The 16,967-nt window shown below is 63.9% G+C and carries 17 protein-coding genes; 11 read left to right on the top strand and 6 right to left on the bottom strand.

The window, feature by feature from the left end:
• Positions 1–102: 102 nt before the first annotated feature.
• The gene (locus ACFWXH_RS13965; protein WP_379121136.1) at positions 103–1,152 is read right to left on the bottom strand and encodes an RNA polymerase subunit sigma-70; all 1,050 of its coding nucleotides are present in this window, start codon (positions 1,150–1,152) and stop codon (positions 103–105) included.
• A 210-nt stretch (positions 1,153–1,362) separates the two neighbouring features.
• Between ACFWXH_RS13965 and ACFWXH_RS13960 the strand changes: the two genes are divergently transcribed.
• From ACFWXH_RS13960 to ACFWXH_RS13940, 5 genes are all read left to right on the top strand, one after another.
• Positions 1,363–2,253, top strand: coding sequence for an arginase family protein (locus ACFWXH_RS13960; protein WP_379121134.1), 891 nt, complete (start codon positions 1,363–1,365; stop codon positions 2,251–2,253).
• Positions 2,254–2,366: 113 nt separating this feature from the next.
• On the top strand, positions 2,367–2,633 hold the full coding sequence (locus ACFWXH_RS13955; protein ID WP_054312257.1) for a hypothetical protein: 267 nt from the start codon (positions 2,367–2,369) through the stop codon (positions 2,631–2,633).
• 91 nt (positions 2,634–2,724) lie between these two features.
• A complete protein-coding gene (locus ACFWXH_RS13950; protein ID WP_379121132.1) occupies positions 2,725–3,333 on the top strand; it encodes a hypothetical protein in 609 nt (202 codons plus the stop codon).
• A 437-nt stretch (positions 3,334–3,770) separates the two neighbouring features.
• On the top strand, positions 3,771–4,049 hold the full coding sequence (locus ACFWXH_RS13945; RefSeq protein ID WP_379121130.1) for a hypothetical protein: 279 nt from the start codon (positions 3,771–3,773) through the stop codon (positions 4,047–4,049).
• A 150-nt stretch (positions 4,050–4,199) separates the two neighbouring features.
• Positions 4,200–4,526, top strand: coding sequence for a PRC-barrel domain containing protein (locus ACFWXH_RS13940; RefSeq protein WP_379121128.1), 327 nt, complete (start codon positions 4,200–4,202; stop codon positions 4,524–4,526).
• A gap of 21 nt (positions 4,527–4,547) precedes the next feature.
• On the opposite strand, the gene ACFWXH_RS13935 is transcribed toward ACFWXH_RS13940, so the two are convergent.
• Positions 4,548–5,549, bottom strand: a complete 1,002-nt coding sequence (locus ACFWXH_RS13935) for a serine hydrolase domain-containing protein (RefSeq protein WP_379121126.1) — start codon at positions 5,547–5,549, stop codon at positions 4,548–4,550.
• Positions 5,550–5,721: 172 nt separating this feature from the next.
• On the opposite strand from ACFWXH_RS13935, the gene ACFWXH_RS13930 reads away from it, so the two are divergent.
• Complete coding sequence (locus ACFWXH_RS13930) at positions 5,722–6,141, top strand: hypothetical protein (RefSeq protein WP_379121123.1); 420 nt, start codon at positions 5,722–5,724, stop codon at positions 6,139–6,141.
• A gap of 22 nt (positions 6,142–6,163) precedes the next feature.
• Here ACFWXH_RS13930 and ACFWXH_RS13925 read toward each other — a convergent pair whose 3' ends face one another.
• Positions 6,164–7,057 (bottom strand): LysR family transcriptional regulator, encoded by an 894-nt coding sequence (locus ACFWXH_RS13925; RefSeq protein ID WP_379121120.1) that lies wholly within the window; start codon positions 7,055–7,057, stop codon positions 6,164–6,166.
• A gap of 115 nt (positions 7,058–7,172) precedes the next feature.
• On the opposite strand from ACFWXH_RS13925, the gene ACFWXH_RS13920 reads away from it, so the two are divergent.
• The 4 genes from ACFWXH_RS13920 to ACFWXH_RS13905 all read left to right on the top strand — a co-directional run bounded on the left by ACFWXH_RS13920 (position 7,173) and on the right by ACFWXH_RS13905 (position 9,548).
• On the top strand, positions 7,173–7,907 hold the full coding sequence (locus ACFWXH_RS13920; RefSeq protein ID WP_379121118.1) for an SDR family oxidoreductase: 735 nt from the start codon (positions 7,173–7,175) through the stop codon (positions 7,905–7,907).
• Positions 7,908–8,284: 377 nt separating this feature from the next.
• Entirely contained in the window at positions 8,285–8,509 is a 225-nt protein-coding gene (locus ACFWXH_RS13915) for a 4-oxalocrotonate tautomerase family protein (protein ID WP_379121116.1), read from the top strand.
• Positions 8,510–8,598: 89 nt separating this feature from the next.
• Positions 8,599–8,805: a hypothetical protein gene (locus ACFWXH_RS13910; protein ID WP_054312248.1), complete on the top strand. Its 207-nt coding sequence runs from the start codon at positions 8,599–8,601 to the stop codon at positions 8,803–8,805.
• A gap of 257 nt (positions 8,806–9,062) precedes the next feature.
• Positions 9,063–9,548 (top strand): heme-binding protein, encoded by a 486-nt coding sequence (locus ACFWXH_RS13905; RefSeq protein WP_379121114.1) that lies wholly within the window; start codon positions 9,063–9,065, stop codon positions 9,546–9,548.
• A 102-nt stretch (positions 9,549–9,650) separates the two neighbouring features.
• On the opposite strand, the gene ACFWXH_RS13900 is transcribed toward ACFWXH_RS13905, so the two are convergent.
• Together ACFWXH_RS13900 and ACFWXH_RS13895 are read right to left on the bottom strand one after the other, a co-directional pair.
• The gene (locus ACFWXH_RS13900) at positions 9,651–12,494 is read right to left on the bottom strand and encodes an autotransporter domain-containing protein (protein ID WP_379121112.1); all 2,844 of its coding nucleotides are present in this window, start codon (positions 12,492–12,494) and stop codon (positions 9,651–9,653) included.
• Between the two features lie 145 nt (positions 12,495–12,639).
• Positions 12,640–15,918: an Ig-like domain-containing protein gene (locus ACFWXH_RS13895; protein WP_379121110.1), complete on the bottom strand. Its 3,279-nt coding sequence runs from the start codon at positions 15,916–15,918 to the stop codon at positions 12,640–12,642.
• Between the two features lie 458 nt (positions 15,919–16,376).
• Between ACFWXH_RS13895 and ACFWXH_RS13890 the strand changes: the two genes are divergently transcribed.
• Positions 16,377–16,541, top strand: coding sequence for a hypothetical protein (locus tag ACFWXH_RS13890; protein WP_379121108.1), 165 nt, complete (start codon positions 16,377–16,379; stop codon positions 16,539–16,541).
• A gap of 59 nt (positions 16,542–16,600) precedes the next feature.
• Here ACFWXH_RS13890 and ACFWXH_RS13885 read toward each other — a convergent pair whose 3' ends face one another.
• Positions 16,601–16,870, bottom strand: coding sequence for a hypothetical protein (locus ACFWXH_RS13885; protein ID WP_379121107.1), 270 nt, complete (start codon positions 16,868–16,870; stop codon positions 16,601–16,603).
• Between the last annotated feature and the right edge of the window lie 97 nt (positions 16,871–16,967).

Here is a 16,967-nt window from a genome sequence, read left to right as displayed (position 1 = left end):
TTGAAGCCGGGTCTGGACCATGCCGAATTTTAAGCGTTACGACGGCACTCTCCGCTCCCTGCGGTCGTTCCGAGGTCGAGGATGACGGAGTCCCGGCTCGCCCTACTGAAACTCGTCGTGCATCCCGAACCGACGGCAGACCGCAGGGTCCAGAAAGCTGTCGATGGCGGTGATGTGGCCGTTGGCGACGCTCAGCAGCACGACGCCGCCCGGCCGGAAGCGGTCGTCGCCAGCCTGCTTCAGATAGCAGGCGAATCCGGGCTGGCCGTTGCCGCGCAGCGGTTGCAGCCGCCAGGGGGTCTCGAACACGCGCTCGGCGAAGAATTTTCCGACAAACGCGCGGCCACTGAACCATGCCGGCAGCGGCGGCATGGTGAAGCGGACATCCTCGGCCAGCAGGTCTATCATTGCCGTGAGGTCGCGACTTTCCCAGGCGGATACGAAGGAGTGCAGCAGCGGTTCGAGCCCCTGCGCATCGACATGCGGCATCTCGCCGGACTGCACGGTTGCGGGTGTCTTCGCCCTCATCGTTTGTCGGGAGCGCTGCAACGCACTGTTGGCCGAGGCCACGGTGGTTCCAAGGATATCGGCTGTTTCTGCGGCCGAGTAGCCAAGCACCTCGCGCAGCAGCAGCACGGCGCGCTGCATGCCGGGCAGGTGCTGCAACAGGGCAATGAAGGCCAGTCCGATATGTTCGCGGCGCAGCAGGATCGCTGCCGGGTCTTCGCTGGCCGCCAATTCGCTCTCCGGCATCGGTTCCAGCCACACGGCCCCCGGCACCGGCTCGCCCAGTTCGGCCGTGGACCGAAGCGGCGCGGCGAGATCGCCTGAAGTGAGACGCCGTGGGCGTTTCGAAATCATGCGCAGGCAAATGCGGGTGGCGATGCTGTTGAGCCATGTGGCGAGCGAACTGCGTGCCTCGAAAGACCCCAGGCCACGCCACGCCGCGAGCAGTGTCTCCTGCAGGGCATCGTCGGCATCGAAGGGTGAGCCGAGCATGCGGTAGCAATGCGTGTGCAGCGGCTTGCGATAGGCTTTCATGAGCTGGTCGAATGCCGATGCGTCGCCAGCTCTTGCTTGCTGAAGCCACTCGCTTTCGGCTGGGTTGGCAGGTTTCTTGACTGCCGCTTGTCGCGCCGCATGTTGGGACATGTCGAAATCCGTGAGTTGGGAGGCCAGAATGTCCGCTCTCCGGGCGGTACCTTAGAGCGTTTCCGTTTTTCACGGAAACGCGGAAACGCGCCAAGTCCGGGCGCCGCACGCTTTCAGGCGGGCCCCGAGACGGAGGGCTCAACGGGAACGAAAAACAGCAGCTGCCGTTATCGAAACAAGCTCGAAAATGGTCACTACGGAGGCGCGCCTGTGCCGAGCCCTTATGCGGTTCTCGAAGCCCCTTCCACGCTGGGTCTGGCGACCGACGGTGTGGAGCGCTTGTCCGGTCGTCTCCTCGACCTTGGCCTTGCGCAGCGCATCCATGCGCGCCACGCCGGGCGGCTGGCTGTGCCCCCGAAGGACCCAACGCCCGATCCCGAGACCGGTATCCTGAACGCCAGGGCAATTGCGGCTTGGTCGCCCCAGCTCGCCGATGCGGTGGAAGCGGTGCTTGGCGCAGGCGCGTTTCCGGTGGTGCTGGGCGGCGACTGCACGATTTTGCTGGGCTCGATGCTCGCGTTTCGACGGCGCGGCCGCTACGGCCTGTACTTCATCGACGGCCATGCCGATTTCTTCCAGCCCGAGGCGGAACCCAATGGCGAGGGTGCCTCGATGGACCTCGCCTTCGTCACCGGCTACGGCCCGTCGCTCCTGGCCGACATCGAAGGTCGCGGTCCGCTGGTCCGCCCTGAAGACGCCGTCGCGTTCGCTTATCGCGATCACGAGGACCAGGAGGAGTACGGAGGCCAGCCGCTGCCCGAAGAACTTAAGGTGCTTGACCTCCCCGCTGTGCGCGCGAAGGGTATCGAGGCGACTGCGCGCGAAGCGGTCGATCACCTGACGCGAGCGGAACTGGACGGCTTCTTCATCCATCTCGACGCCGACTGTCTCGACGACGCCATCATGCCCGCTGTCGATTTTCGCGTGCCGGGCGGATTGTCGTGGGACGAGTTGACGGCCGCGCTTCGGATTGCCTTGGCGAGCGGCAAGGCAGTCGGCCTCGAGATCACCATCTACAATCCGCGCCTTGATGAGGACGGCAGCGCCGGGCGCGGCCTGGCCGACGTACTGGCCGCGGCGCTCGAAACGGCAGCGCCATGAAGACGACGAACTGCCCTCGCAGCCGATGCGATGCTTCTTCTGGAAGCGTCGCATGTTCGCACTGGACCCGCACTTCGCATTGAACCAAATCCCAACCGCCGCTATCAGCGGGCATGAAGTCCGCAATCATCCTCATGATCGTCGGCGCGATCATCTTCGGCGTTACCTTCGCCGGCTGGTATCTGCTCAATGCCTTCGCCTGCGGCATGAGCCCGACGGGATGCACCGGTTTTTCGCTGAAATGGCGTGACTGGGAGGCACTGCAGCTCTTCGTGCCCACCTTCGTCATCGGCGGAGCGGTCTTCCTGTTCGGCCTGTGGCGCGCAGTCAGGGCGAAGGCCGCCGGACCGGGCATCGACAGGGGGCGCGGCGATGCCTGAGGTTGCAATCCGGTTCATGCGAGCGATCTTCTTACCAGCGTTCCTCTGCGCTGCTCTGTTGGCGCCGGCTGGGTCACTCGAGGCTGAAGACATGAATGCCGATTGGCTGATCTCTCCGCATCATGGCATCGGTCGTCTCGCCTTCGGTCTCTCGCCGGAGGCAGTCGCCGCGCTGGCGTCGCTTTATGGCGAGCCCGGCCCGCTGATGTCGCAGGCCGATGTCGCCGACGATGTCGAAGCGGTGATCGCCCAGCAGGGTGCATCCATGTCGGAAGAAACCATTGCAGCCGTGCGCCGCGCCGCACGGGAGCTGGCCAATTTCGCGACGCAGAATCTGACGAAGGGGCAGATCCCGATTCTGCTCGAATACCGGGACGACCGGCTCGATGGCGTCACGGTCGAGGCCCGGCATAAGCAGGCGCGTTACGACGGCAAGCTCGTTTTTGCGCTCGGTGCCCGCGAGGTGCTGTCCTTGTTCGAACGCGCCAACGGGGCTCCGGGCCGCTACCGATCCAGCGAGGCGGCTTTCGACAACATTGCGGTGTCGCTCTTCAACTTCACTGCGACGTCGCCACGGGGCGAGGTGCGAGCCTTGGCAGAGGCGGATGCCGATTTCCGGGATCGTTCCGTGACGCTGCGCCGCCAGCCTTACCGGCCGGCCGACGAACTCGACCAGTTCGTGACGTTTTCGTTCAATTGAGGGGCCATAACCGGCGGCGACAGTTGGCGCCGAACCGAGGTCTGCACCGCTGTGCCTTCCTCCACGTTCCGGAATGGATCCCCGACACTCTCCGCGCCCTGCGGTCGCTCCGAGGTCGAGGATGACGGCATTCCTATGTTTCGCGCCAACCACCAACGCTGGCGTCACCATCAGCGTTGGAGAATAGTCGACGCACCCCCACCACCGTCATCCTCGACCTCGCAGGGAGCGAAGCGACTGGAGAGTGTCGGGGATCCATTCCGGAACGTTGGTGGAATGGAACCGATGCTTGGTCTGGGCGCTGTGTCTTGTCCACTTTCGGCCCCGACACTCGCCCTTCGGTCGCTCCGAGAAGAAGAAACGCTCCAACGCTTCTCGCGCCGCTCTCCTTGCCCGCGCCAGGCGACTCTGCTCTATCTTCGCTTGTGGAGGCGACGATGCCAGCGATCGATCCGAAGCGTGCGGACGGCGGCGAACACCCCGGCAAGCCGGGTTGGCCGGAAGGCGTCGAACCGGTCTCGCTCGAGGATATAGGCAAGCTCGGCATCCATCGTGGCACCCGGCAGTTGCACTGGAACGGAGCCCCGGTCGTCACGAAGCACGAACTCGGTCCTCGCACCTATATTCTCGCTCACCTGGTGGCCTGGGCGACGGTCGCAAGTGCGTTGATCGGGGCGGTGGCCTTGCTCCACCAGGTCTACGTCAACCTGCCATAGCCTTTCGCCCGGCGCCGCTCCGCCGCTTCAGACAGTGCACATTTTTCGGAACGGCAGGTCCGTTCGCCGGTTGGGGTTGTCTGACCTGAAAAGCATGGGCCGCGTTGCCGATTTTCCGGACGGGGTCATGCACAACAGACGGAGACAACCATGGACCACACCGATCACGTGCGCCTCACACCGGCCGAACTCAACTCCGCCACCTTGGCCGGCGCCACCGTCTATGGCCCGAACGACGACACGATCGGTTCGGTCGCCCATGTTCACGGCATCGGCGCCGAAAGCCAGGTCATCGTCGATGTCGGCGGCTTCCTCGGCCTCGGCACCAAGCCGGTGGCGCTGCGCGCAAGCCAGATGGATTTCATGCGCGATGAAGACGGCGAGGTTCATGCCGTCACCGCCTTCACCGAAGACCAGCTGAAATCGATGCCTGAGCATCGCGAACCCGGCGGCGATCTGCCCTGGCCGGCATCGTGACCGCCGATATCTATCTTTCGGCTACGGCGCGGCGGCGGCTATCTGTTTCAGCAGTTTGAGGAAATCGCTCGTCTTGATCCCTTCGGGAGTCTGCTTGAGGTCCACCATCTGCACCACGACCAGTTTCTTGGATGGAACATAGGCGATGACCTGGCCACCGAAGCCGGCGGCATAGGCGGCGTTCGGTCCCCATTCTTCGGGCGACAGAACCCACCACATATAGCCGTAGCCCTGCCGCCCGCGTTTGGTCCATGAGTAGGCGGTGGTCGATTCCTTCACCCAGGCGGCCGGCACGATCTGCTTGCCGGCCCAGCTGCCGCCGTTGAGGTAGAGCTGGCCGAAGCGAGCGGCGTCGCGGGCGCTGAGCCTGAACGGATAGGCTGGATGTTCGGAAGCGGCTTCGGTGGCATAGCGGCCATCCGCGGGCGAAAAGTCTTCCATGCCGAGCGGCCGTGCGATCCGCGTCCCGAAGCTCTGGAAAATATCCTCGCCCGTCAGCTGGCGGTAGATGGTGCCCAGCGCGTTGAAATCCCAATTGTTGTAGAACCAGAAAGAGCCGGGCGCATGGCTGCCGCGCTCCGGGCGCTTGCGTTTTATCGCCTTGGTCTCATGCGCGGCCGGGTGGTAGATGCCCGAGCGCGCCATCAGTAGGTCGCGCACGGTCGCTGTCTTCTCGGTATCCGTCAGGGCAGGCGCCTTGTCGTCGATGCCGAGGCTGGCCAGGCTTTTCGACAGGTCGATGCGCCCTTTGGAAACCGCGATGCCATAAAGCGCGCTGAGCAGGCTCTTGCGCACGGAGGCGACGTTGATCTTGGCGGTCACGTCGCCCCAGCTGGCGATCGCCTTGCCGTCCTGCACGATGAGGAAAGCCGCCGGCTTCAGCGCCTTGGAGGCCTCTTCCACCGCCGCGAGTTTTGGCATCGACCAGCCGGCGGCCTTGGGATCGGCGGTCGGCCATGGTTCCGCGGCGGCGTGGCCGTGCAGGAACAGCGCAATGACAAAGGCAAGCATCCAGGGTCGCATCGACACTCTCCAATCGGACCGGATTTGCGGCGGACAATCCGGTGAATTTTTGACCGGCGCAAACAGACCTGGCTTGTCGGGCCCGTATTGTCGCGTCGGTTACCATGTCCACAAATCGCACCTTGCAGTTGCGATAAAGTGGAAGTCTGCTGGCGCGATCTTGGGGGTTACGATGCAGATCGTATTGTGGGCGCTTCTCGGGCTGCCGATGTGGTACGTTTCGATGGTCCGCGCGGCATCGTTCACCGGCGATATCGCGGCGTATCTCACCCTCACCGGCGCATTCACGTTCTGGCTGGCGGTCATTCTGGTGCTGGTCCGGAGAAAGCTACCAGATTTGACGACGGCTGCGCTGACGATCGTCCTTTCTCACGCTCTCGTCGTGCTTGCCACCATCCTGCGCGGTCAGGTGATGGAGCCGGGCTGGATTCTGCTGACCTTCGCCGGCCTGCAACTTCTGGTCATCGCGGTGCTGATCTGGCGCTCGCATGCCAACCGGCTTGCCGGTGTCCTGTTCGGCTGGTTCGCAGCCACCTACGGAGGCGTGGCGTGGATTCTCGCAGCGATGTCATTCACGAACAGTTGGCTGTAGCGTATCGGCTTGAGACGCCGGGCTAAAGCACCGCCTGCCTGAACACCTCCGCCACCCAGTCCAGGAAAACCCGCAGGCGCGGCGCGACCTGGCGGTTCTGCGGATAGAGCGCCGACAGCGGCGTGGGCGGCGGCGGCGTGGCGCCAAGGATCTCCACCAGCACGTCGCTCGCCAGATCCTGCGTGAAGCGATAGCGCGGCGCCTGGATGATCCCGAGGCCGAGCCGGGCGAGACCCGCCACCGTGTCCGAATTGTTGCTGGTCGCGCGGCTGGGCAGCACGATCTTGCGCACGCTGCCATCCACCATGAACTCCAGCGGCATCACCTCGCCGGTGCGCGACGACACGAAGCCTGCCATGCGGTGTCCGTCCAGATCATCCGGGCTTTGCGGCGTGCCGTGCTGCGCGAGATAGGCCGGGCTGGCGGCCGTGATTTCCTCGATCGTTCCCAGCCTGCGCAGGATCATGCCGCTGCTCGCCGGCTCCCCCGCGCGGATCGCGCAATGGATGCCTTCCCGCACCAGGTCGACCAGCCGGTCGCCTTGCCCCAGATGCAGGTCGATCAGCGGATAGCGCGCCAGGAATTCGGGCAGGCGCGGCAACAGGAAGGTGTGGGTCAAAAGGCCGGGGGCATCCACCCTGAGCTGTCCGCGCGGCTGGCCGCCGCGCAGGTCGCTTTCGGCTTCATCGAGCTGCGCGAGGATGTCCAGGCAACGCCGGTAATAATCCTCGCCGTCCGGCGTCGGCGCCACATGCCGCGTCGTCCGCTCCAGCAGGCGGGCGCCGAGATTGGCTTCCAGGCTCTTCAGCGCCTCGGTGGCGGTGGAGCGCGGCAGGCCGAGATCCGCCGCTGCCGCCGTGAAGCTGCGCCGTTCCACCACCTGCACGAACAGGCGCATCTGCTCGAGGCGATCCATTCCAGCTCCCTGCCGTTTTGATTGTTCAGAATATTCGAATAGTGATGACGAGAACAGGGCGATTATCCCGGGCGCATCGATCGCTATCTCCTGACCACAACACAGGAGATCGATCATGCAAGAGCAACGTGTCGCCATCGTCACCGGCGCATCCAGGGGCATCGGCGCCTCCGTGGCGCAACAGCTTGCCCGCGAGGGTTTCGCCGTCATCGTCAATTATGCGCGTGGACGCGCGGAAGCCGAGCAGGTCGTCGCCGCCATCGAGCGGGAAGGCGGCCGCGCCGTCGCCGTCCAGGCCGATATCGGCGAGGCCGCCGGCATGCCGACGCTGTTCGATGTAGCCGAACAGGCATTCGGTGGCGTTGATGTGCTGGTCAACAACGCCGGCACCATGAAGCTCGGCACGCTCGCCGAGGTCGAGGATGTCGATTTCGACCGCCAGGTCGCGCTCAACCTCGGCGGCGTCTTCCGCGGCATGCGCGAAGCGTCGCGGCGGCTGCGCGATGGCGGCAGCATCGTCTCCTTCTCGTCCAGCGTCGTCGGGCTCTACCAGCCGGGCTACGGCGTCTACGCCGCCACCAAGGCGGCGGTGGAAGCGATGACGCATATCCTGGCCAAGGAGCTCGGGCCGCGCGGCATCACCGTCAACGCGGTCGCGCCCGGCCCGGTCGAAACACAGTTCTTCCTTGAGGGCAAGAGCGAGGACCAGATCCGCGCCATTGCCGGCATGAACCCGTTCAAGCGCCTCGGCCAGCCGGACGACATCGCCCGCGTCGTCGCCTTCCTCGCCTCACCGCAAGCCGGCTGGATCAACGGCCAGGTCATCCGCGCCAATGGCGGCGTGATCTGAGGGCGGACGACAAGCTCAAGCGCTGTCCCCTCTCCGTCTTGCCCTGGCGGCGGCAAAGCCACCTCTCCCCCATTTCATGGGGGCGAGGAACCCAAGCTGGAAGAGCGCCGGCTTTGCAACTGCGGTTCCTCGCCCCTGCCGAAGGCGGTGGGGTGAGAGCCCGGTTCGCCAACGGCGAATTGAAAGGTCCAGTGGACCTTTCAAAGGGGTCGAACGCCCGAGGCCATAGCCGAGGGCCGGAGGTGGCTCGGCGAAGCCGAGACGGAGAGGGGGCGATAGCGCCATGCCCCCCATGATAGCCCGCCATCCACTTGGCCCAGCTCGATCCTTGCCGCAACTTCTTCCCCGCCACCCAATCAACCCAAGGAGAACCCGTCATGCCCTTCGCCAACATCAAGGTGCCGCAGGCGGCCCTGTCGAAAGTCCAGAAGGAAGAGATCGTCCATCGCGTCACGTCGCTGTTCGTCGACTATTTCAGCGAGGCCGTTCGTCCGCACACCATGGTGCTGATCGAGGAGGTGCCGGACGGCGGATATGGCCGTGCCGACGAGGTCTATGTCATTCCCGAAGCGTACCGGGCGAAGGATCAGGTGCCGAAATAACAGCCGGCAAACGACTGCTCGCCTCCCCGGCCGCAACTTGCCCGTCCGCGCCATGTGTGGTTCCCTGAACCTCCCGTGCGGAGATTGCTATGCGGATTTTCTGGGCAGTCGTTGTGGGATCGGTCGCTCACTTCATCATCTCGTTCGCGGTCAGTTTTCCCTTCGGATTTTTCGAAGGGGTCACGAATTCGACTGTGAACCTGCCAGACTGGCTTACCCTGACGATCTACCAGCTCGAAGTCGCGGCGGCGATCGCCGTCGCGGTCTACTGGTTCAGCCGCCAGAAATCCGCATAGCCCATCGCGGCCCTGGTAGGGGCCGCGCGCCGGCGGCTCTCCATTCCTTTGTCAGGCGAGCTGCATTTACCACTTTGGCGGCCTTGGCTTGTCGGCGCGGATCGCCTGTGTTCTTCTAAATTAGACGAGCCTTATGGGCGTGGGGCCTCTGCTGCAAGACGACAGAAGGAGCGCGCCATCCGTCAACATCCCTATTGATCTCGACACTTTTCAATCGGCCCGCCCGGCGGGTACCCGACATATGTTTGGAGACCATGATGAAGAAATTTGTTTGCGCGTCTGTCGCTTTCTTCGCCCTCGGATCGGCAGCATCTGCCGAGGAGTTGACCGAAAGAAACATCTCGCTGGCAACGGCGACCGAACTCGCCCAGGAGGGCGTCGCCGCTTGCGCCGCCAAGGGCTACAATGTCTCGGTCGCGGTCGTCGACCGCGCCGGCCTGCTCCGGGCTCTCATGCGCGCCGACGCAGCCGGCCCCCACACCATCGGCGCCGCGCAGGCAAAGGCCTTCACCTCCGCGTCTTCCCGCTCGCCGACGAGCGGGATCGCGAAAACCGTGCAGGAGAATCCGGGAGCCGCCGGTGTGGCCGACATCCCCGGCTATCTGGCCCTGGCCGGCGGCGTGCCCATCAAGCTCGGCGAGGAAACCATCGGCGCGATCGGCATTGGCGGCGCCCCAGGCGGCAACCTCGACGAGGAATGCGCCATGGCGGCCCTGGACAAGGTCAAGGACAAGCTGAAATAGGCCAGTGCTGCCGACAGCCTTTCCGCCGCCGAGCTTCACGCCGGCGGCGATTTGCTTTTTCGCCCCCGCCTTTCGTCGTTCTCCGCTATCGGCTCTGTCCCTTCAGAACCTCACACTCAGATCGGCCCTGAAGCCGTGATCCCGCGATTGGGTGCCAATCTGCCCCTGATAGGAGACGCCGAGGCTTGCAGCCGGTGCGATGGCGAAGTCGAGCCCGGCTTCGAGCACGGCCGCATCCCTGGCGATCGGCGCGCCGGCCACCGTGAAGGCATCGGAGCCGGCCAGAGCCTGGGAGACGGTCGGGGTGACATCGCCATAGCCATGCCGCCAGCCGATCGTGCCGCGCGCGGTTGCCTTCATCGTGCCGACGTCGAAGTCGGTCGAAGCACGCAGGCCGAGCGTCGAAAAGGTGACGGCGTTGGAGCCGCCATGGACGGTCAGCGCCGCTTCGCCCTGTTCGGTGAAGCCGCTGGCGTGGACGTTCACATAGGCCAGATTGGCGAAGGGCTCGAGGGCGACGCTGCCTGCCTTCATGCCGTAGCCCAGTTCGCCGAACAGCTGCGTGGTGCCGGCGCGGTAGTCACTGCTTTCGCTGCCGGCGAAATCTCCCAGGGCGAGCTGGCGGCCGCTTTCGATCCTGCTCCATGTGTGGGTCAGGCCGGAACGGAAGGAAAGCGCACCCCATTGCGTGCCGCCATAGACGCCGAGATGGTAATTCTCGCTGGAAGCCGATGATTTCCTGTCATCGATCTTGAGGCTGGAATGGCTGTAGCCGGTGAGGAAGCCGAGGCGCCAGTCGCCAAGCTGCCCGCCATTGCCGACGAGGCCGTCGACGCCGGTGACGAAGCCGCCGGCGGAGCGCGACAGTTTGCCGGCGTTGCCGTCGCTATCCGTCGAGCCCCAGGAACCGAAGGCAGAGCCCCAGGCACTGTGGCGTTCTGCGGTCCGGACCGAGGCGGTCGTGATGTCTTTTGCGTCGTCGTCATAGGCCAGCATTGGCGGCGGCTGGGCGCCCACTGTCTCGAAGGCCGAGCGCAGCCGGTCGTTCATCTGGGTGCCGATCAACTGGCTGTTCTCGATCAGGCCGGTGACGGTCGAGCCATGGACCTCGCCGGGCAACTGCCCGAACAGGTCGGCTGCGTCGTCGCCGCTCAGGGTCACGGCAAGATCGTAGAACGGCTGTCCGATGCCGAGCTTCTCGACGGCGGCGGCGACGGCTGCGCCGTTGCGGCTCGCCGCCCTGTCGGCAAAGGCGACCGTGTTGCGGGCGACGTCGAGATGGACCGCGGTCGGGTCGTAGGAGAGCTTGAGGTCGAGGAAGGCATAGCAGCCGCAATCGTCCTCGAAGCGCCCGCTGATGCCGCCGAGCGCGGTGAGCACGGTGTAACGGGCGTCGCCCCGATAGCCACCCATCGGCACCAGTGCGTCGACCCAGCCGCTGACGTTGGCGGAGCCGGTCACGTCGACCCGACTGGTGCCTTGCGGCGCGCCGACCATCACCATCAGCCCGGCATCGGGCGACTGCGTGTAGTTGCCGTCGATGGTCAGGGTGCCGCCCTGGCTGCCGAGCCCGCCATAGACGGCGCCGTCGTTCAGCACATCGCCGTGCACGGTGCCGCCGCCGGAAAGCACGCCTTCGGGTTCGATCAACGTGTCCGACCGGATGCTGCCGTCGACGGCCAGCACGCCTTGCGCGATGCGCGTATCGCCGCGATAGCTGCTGTCACCCGTCAGGATCAGCGCGCCATAGCCGGCCTTGACCAGCCCGCCATTGCCGGTGATGTCGTTTTCCCAGGTGCTGCGGCCGGAGGGAACGTCAGCGACGAAATCGCCCCAGTCGAATTTGCCCGGTCCACGCACCGCCTTGCCGACGTCGAGCAGGCCGTAGCCGAACACCGGATCGACGCCGGGAGCGCCGACATCCCATGCTGTGCCGAGCAGCACCTGCCGCACCTGGTCCATGGTCATATAGGGGAACGCCTGCGCGACGAGTGCGGCGGCACCGGATACATGTGGCGCGGCGAAGGACGTTCCCAGGGTTTTCTCATAATCACCGCCGGGCTTGGCGACCAGTATTCCGTCCTCGAGCCCTCTCCAGACATAGTCGTTTATGTTTGGATCCCATTCCCATCCGGGGCCACCACCGGGTGCTACCAGGCACCAGTTCATGGCCACGCCGCACCGATTGGAATAGCCGGGCATATAGTTTGGGCCGGTTGCGGCGACCGCCAGCCAACCTCGCTCCAGTTCCGGGAAGAGATAAGGAAGTCCGGCCAGATCCGCCGGTTGTGTGGCGCCCTCGTTCCCCGTGCCAAAGATCAGCAGCGCCCCGCTGGAAACAGCGTAACGCGACGTCGCCAGATAGTCCGGGGCATCGTTTTCAAATTCTCCGGCTGTGGTACTGGTGACGGGATAGCCGCCATAGCTGTTGTTGATGATCCGCACGCCCTGGCGGATGAGGGTGTGGATTCCGTGGGTCGCAGCTTCCAGATCGATAAAAACGCCGCCGGTGTCGTGATTGGCCATGACGATTGTTGCCCCGGGCGCCACACCATGCATGCCGTTGCCGTCGCGGTTGGCGGCAATCACGGAGGCTACCGCTGTGCCGTGCCCGTTTTTGTCGGCATTCCACGGCATTTCAGGATTGAAGGTAATCCCTTCAGCATATCGACCAGCAAACTCGGGATGGTCGACGTCCAGACCGGTATCGACGACCCCCACTTTCACACCGGTACCGTCGAGCCCTTTCGCGTAAGCGAAATCGGCACCGATCCAGTAGAGCCCCCACTGCGCCATGAATTCCGGCGTACGCCAGGTCGCGGGATCGGTCGGGTCACCAATGCTCTGCGCAGCGGTAAGAGACGGCAGTGCCGTCGAGATCAGAAGCGCGGCAAGAACTGTCCGGTACGATTTTGCTAAGGCATTCCCCCAATGCCCGCAGCGCATCCGCGGTGCGCCATGCTGAAAGAGACGGAGATTCATACGCGGGCGAGGGGAAACTACCCGCGCGTTCAAAACGAAAAAATACGGCATATGCCGTATATCGACGCAAGGCTGAAGCGCGGATGCCCACCCCGCAGCAGTTCAGATCTCAGAATTTCTTTCCCACTCGAAGGCCGAAAGCGTGGTTGCGGTTACCCGTTCCAACGGCCGTGCGGTAGTCGAGGTTCGCTGTCCAGTCGTAGTTGAGCGCGGCATCGAGCGATGCGCCGAGCGTCACGTAGTCACTGCCGCTGCCTCCGGTGACCTGTTCGTAGGGCAGGCCTTCGACATCGGCATAGCCCAGCTTCACTCGGCTCGAACCTTCGAAATCATGTGTGTATTCGACGCGCGCGCCCGGTTTCAGCACGCCCCAATCCATCGGGATCGCGTACTCCAGGCGCAAGCCGGCTACGCCGGAAAGTGTATCGACGGTCTGGCTGCCATATTTCAGCGTGTAGGCATCGACACCTCTCTCGGAGAAGCTATCGAGCCACGATCGCGAGAAATCGAGCCGCCCGTATGGAGACACCAGCCAGGCCTCGTTTCGCTGTTCATAGCTGGCCGTGATCGATCCAAAAAGCTGGCGCCCATTTCGGTCGCCAAGGGCGAAGTTTCCCGTCGGCGTCTCATGGCGCCGGCTGGCGAAGTCGAGCCAGCTGCCGCCGATCAGCCCGTCGAGGAACACCGACTTCACGGGGGAATAGCTGGCGTAGATGGCGGCGCTATAGGCATGCGCCCGGCTCTCGGTGCCGTTCGATCCGATATCCGTTGCATCCCGGCCGTAGCCGAAGCCGAAGCCCGCCACCAGAGACTTCGAGAAACGATAATCCACGCCGGCGCTCAAACCGGCTGTCGTATAATCGAGGCTGATGTTGCCGCCGTTCTGTTTGCCGAAATTGACGTAGCCGCCCGTCCACACGGCAAAGCTGCCGAGGTCGACATCGGCGGGTTTGCTGCGCGGCTTATGCTCTTTTCCATCCGCGGCGTAATTCTGCATGGCAAAGTCCGGGACGCCGCTCGACGATGTACCGGCGGGATTGTTGCGCAGGACATCCGCGAAGCGATCGTCCGCCGCCTCCTGCCGGCCCGTCGCATAGCCGAGCTCGATCGCCATGCTGTTGCGGCGGCGGTCGCCTTCGTCATGCAGTTGCTCCAGCCGGGAATTGAAGTTTCGCGTCTGGTTGCCGGCAAAGCGTTTGGCGCTGTCGACCTGGGCCGAAAGCAGGCCGATGACTTCAGTGTCCCGGGAGGGGTCGGGTCTGCCCGTCACGTCGAAATGGATCGTGGCCGGCAGCGAGGTCGCGAAGGCATTGCTCAATGTGAAGACGATCGCCATGCTTCCTTCGAATGTCACGGAAGGCGTGAATGTCAGCTTCAGATTGGAGATGGAGGATGGACCTGCCGACGATGGCGAGGCCGAGACGAGTGCCGCGGTCGTGAACGGGCCGCCGGTCGCCCCATCCGTCAGATCGATGACCACCTGCTTGCCCGCTTCCACGCTGACATGCCGTGTGATCGCGACGGGACGCGCCGCGACTTCGATTGTCACCAGTGCGAGCGCCGACGTGCCGCCCGGTCCGGTTGCCGTATACCGCAAGGTGTCCGTACCCGAGAAATCCGGCGCCGGCGTATAGACGATCATGGTTCCGTCTACCGACGCGGTGCCCTTGGCGGGCGCTGTAGCGATCGCGACGGACGAGATGGCGCCCGTGTCGTTTTCGATGACGCGGATTGAGACAGGCTGCCCGGCAATGGCCGTTGCCTTGTCCGGCATGGCGGCAGGCGCGGCCTCGCCGACTGCGATTGTCACCAGGGCGGGCGCGGACGTGCCGCCCGGCCCGGTTGCCGTGTAGCGTAAGGTGTCCGTGCCCGAAAAATCCGGGGCGGGCGTATAGACGATCGTGGTTCCGCTCACCGACACGGTGCCCCTGGCGGGCGCTGTAGCGATGGCGATGGACGAGATGATGCCCGTGTCGTTTTCGGTGACGCGAATGGAGGCAGGCTGCCCGGCAATGGCCGTTGCATTGTCCGGCATGGCGGTGGGCACTGCCTCGTTGACCGCGAGGGTATAGTTCGCATCTTTGGCGAGCTGGGAGGCATCGGTCGCCGTAATGGTGAAATTGTAGCTGTCGGCACGGGTCGGCGTGCCTGACAGCACTCCGGTGACGGGGTCGAGTTTGATCTCGGCCGGCAGCGCCCCGACGGTGACTCGGTAGCTGTATGGCCGGGTGCCGCCGCTCGCCGCTATTGTCTGGCTGAACACCGTGCCCACGACGGCGGACGGCAAGGTCGGCGGCGAAATGGTCAGGGTGGAAACGGTGTCGATTGCGTAACTTGCCGAATTGGTCGTTCCGGTGCCGGCATTGCCGGCCTGATCCGTCACGCCCAGCACGTTCAGTATGATCACATTGGTCGGAGCAATTATACCCTCGACGGGCGTGAGCATTGCCGTGAAGACAATGTTGTTGGAGGTCGACAAGTTCGACAAGGCGGCATTTGATGTCGCTACATCAGCGAGGCTGAAGCCGGTGACCGCTTCCGAGAAGGTAAAGGTCACCGTCGCTGTCTGGCCTGCGTGAACTATGGCTTGGGAGAGGGTGATGGTTGCGGTCGGTCGCTGGCTGTCCAACGCGTAGGCATTCGATTGAACGGTACCGGCACCTGTATTGCCGGCCACGTCCGCCACGCCGTTCAAGTTCAATGTGATGACGTTACCCGACTGTGTAACGCCGGCCGTTGGCGTGAGTGTTGCCATCCAGGTGATACCGCCATCCGATGATGATAGGCCCGACAGCGTCCCATTGGCCGTTGTCAGGTCGGCATTGGTAAAACCGGTTACCGCTTCGGAGAAAGTGATCGTCACCTCTGATGTTTGCCCGATGCCGAGATGGGTATTGGCAACGACGACCGTCGCTGTCGGCCGTGCTGTATCGATGGCGTAGTTGTTCGAATCGGTTGTCCCTACGCCGCTTTCGCCGCCGGCGTTGCTCACACCGGTATTGTCCAGGATGATGGCATTGCTGGAAACGGTGATCCTGGCCCCGGGTGTGAAGGTCGCCGTCCAAGTGATGCCGCCATCCGATGACGACACGGCCGACAGCCACCCATTGGGCACAGACAGGTCGGCATTCGTAAAGCCGGTTACCTGCTCGGAGAAAGTGATTGTCACCAGCGTCGTTTCGCCGATCGTGAGGCTGTCGTCCGCAACGACGATGCTTGCTGTCGGGGGCGCCGCCTGCGCTGCTGTGGAAGCCGCAAGCAGTCCAAAGACAACCACGGCGGTTGCTTGGATGAAGCCTGCGATTCCGCCGCCGCCGATGCGACGCATGCGTCGTTGCGGCAGGCTGGAGAGCACCAGCCATAGATCCACCCACATCCGATAACGCATGCGCACGGCTGCCCCGCACGCATATCGCGCGATATTCTTCCCCAACTTAACTGCCCCCGTACCCCTGTAGCCCGCGGCACACCGCATTGTGCCCGTTTGATGCGGCCCGGTCGTTTGAACCGATGAACCGCCGGTAGACTCTCTTGCCCCGACCAATGGGGCATTCTTCGAAACTATTCAATATGTTACTGGTTGGTGCCCGTGATGCCACGGGTCCCGATCCTGGCCCGTTCCATCTCCCTCGCGAAATGGCCGCCAGCCGATCTTTTCCTGTCCCGGAATTTGTGCCGCCACGCATCCTGTCCGGCTGCCGTTTTCCAAGTTCAAAACTTCATACCGAGATCCACCCTGAACTTCGGGCACGGGCGGTGGAAACCTAACGTGGCGTCCGGCGCATAAAAATACGGCAAATGCCGTAGATCGCAGGCTGCGTTCGCCGTGCTATGGCGGGCATGGCAATGTTGGGGGACAGCGGATGGCAAACCACGCTGATCGACACCGCCAGAGAGATCGCCGCTTCTCTGCAGGAAGGCGAAGTGTTCATCTACATGCTGGATCTGGCGAAGTCCGAGGTGCTGGTCCTCGCGGAGAGGTCCCAGAGCAATTCAAGGAAAAGTGTGTAACGGTTTTCCGTCCGGATGGCGCAAAAACAAAGGGCTAGAGCGTGAAAAACGGAAACGCCCTAGCTGGCAGCCTGCATCCTGCCGCGCCACCACAGCAATGCCGATTTGGCGACAACGCCTGCGACGCAGCCGGCAACCCACGGAAGGACGGTGAAAAAGAGGAAGACGATCTCAAACGAGTCTCCGCCGGCCTGGTAATATCCCCATGCCCAATAAGCTGCCGCAATCAGGGCCAGAACGGCCGCGACCGCGCAGAGCGAGCGCCACCCCGGCATCGCAAGGATCAGGACAAACGGAACGAGGAACAGGATAGCAGAAGCGATGTACATGATGTGGCCTCCTTCCACAGGCACACCTCATCGCTATTGATCGACGCGGTCTGTTAAGCGTTCCACACACACCGCACTGTACCGCCTCAGGGTTCGG

It is taken from the genome of Mesorhizobium sp. NPDC059054 (assembly GCF_042739215.1).
GTDB lineage: Bacteria > Pseudomonadota > Alphaproteobacteria > Rhizobiales > Rhizobiaceae > Mesorhizobium.
The sequence above is the reverse complement of the archived record's forward strand: the minus strand, read 5'-3'. Positions and strand labels throughout refer to the sequence as shown.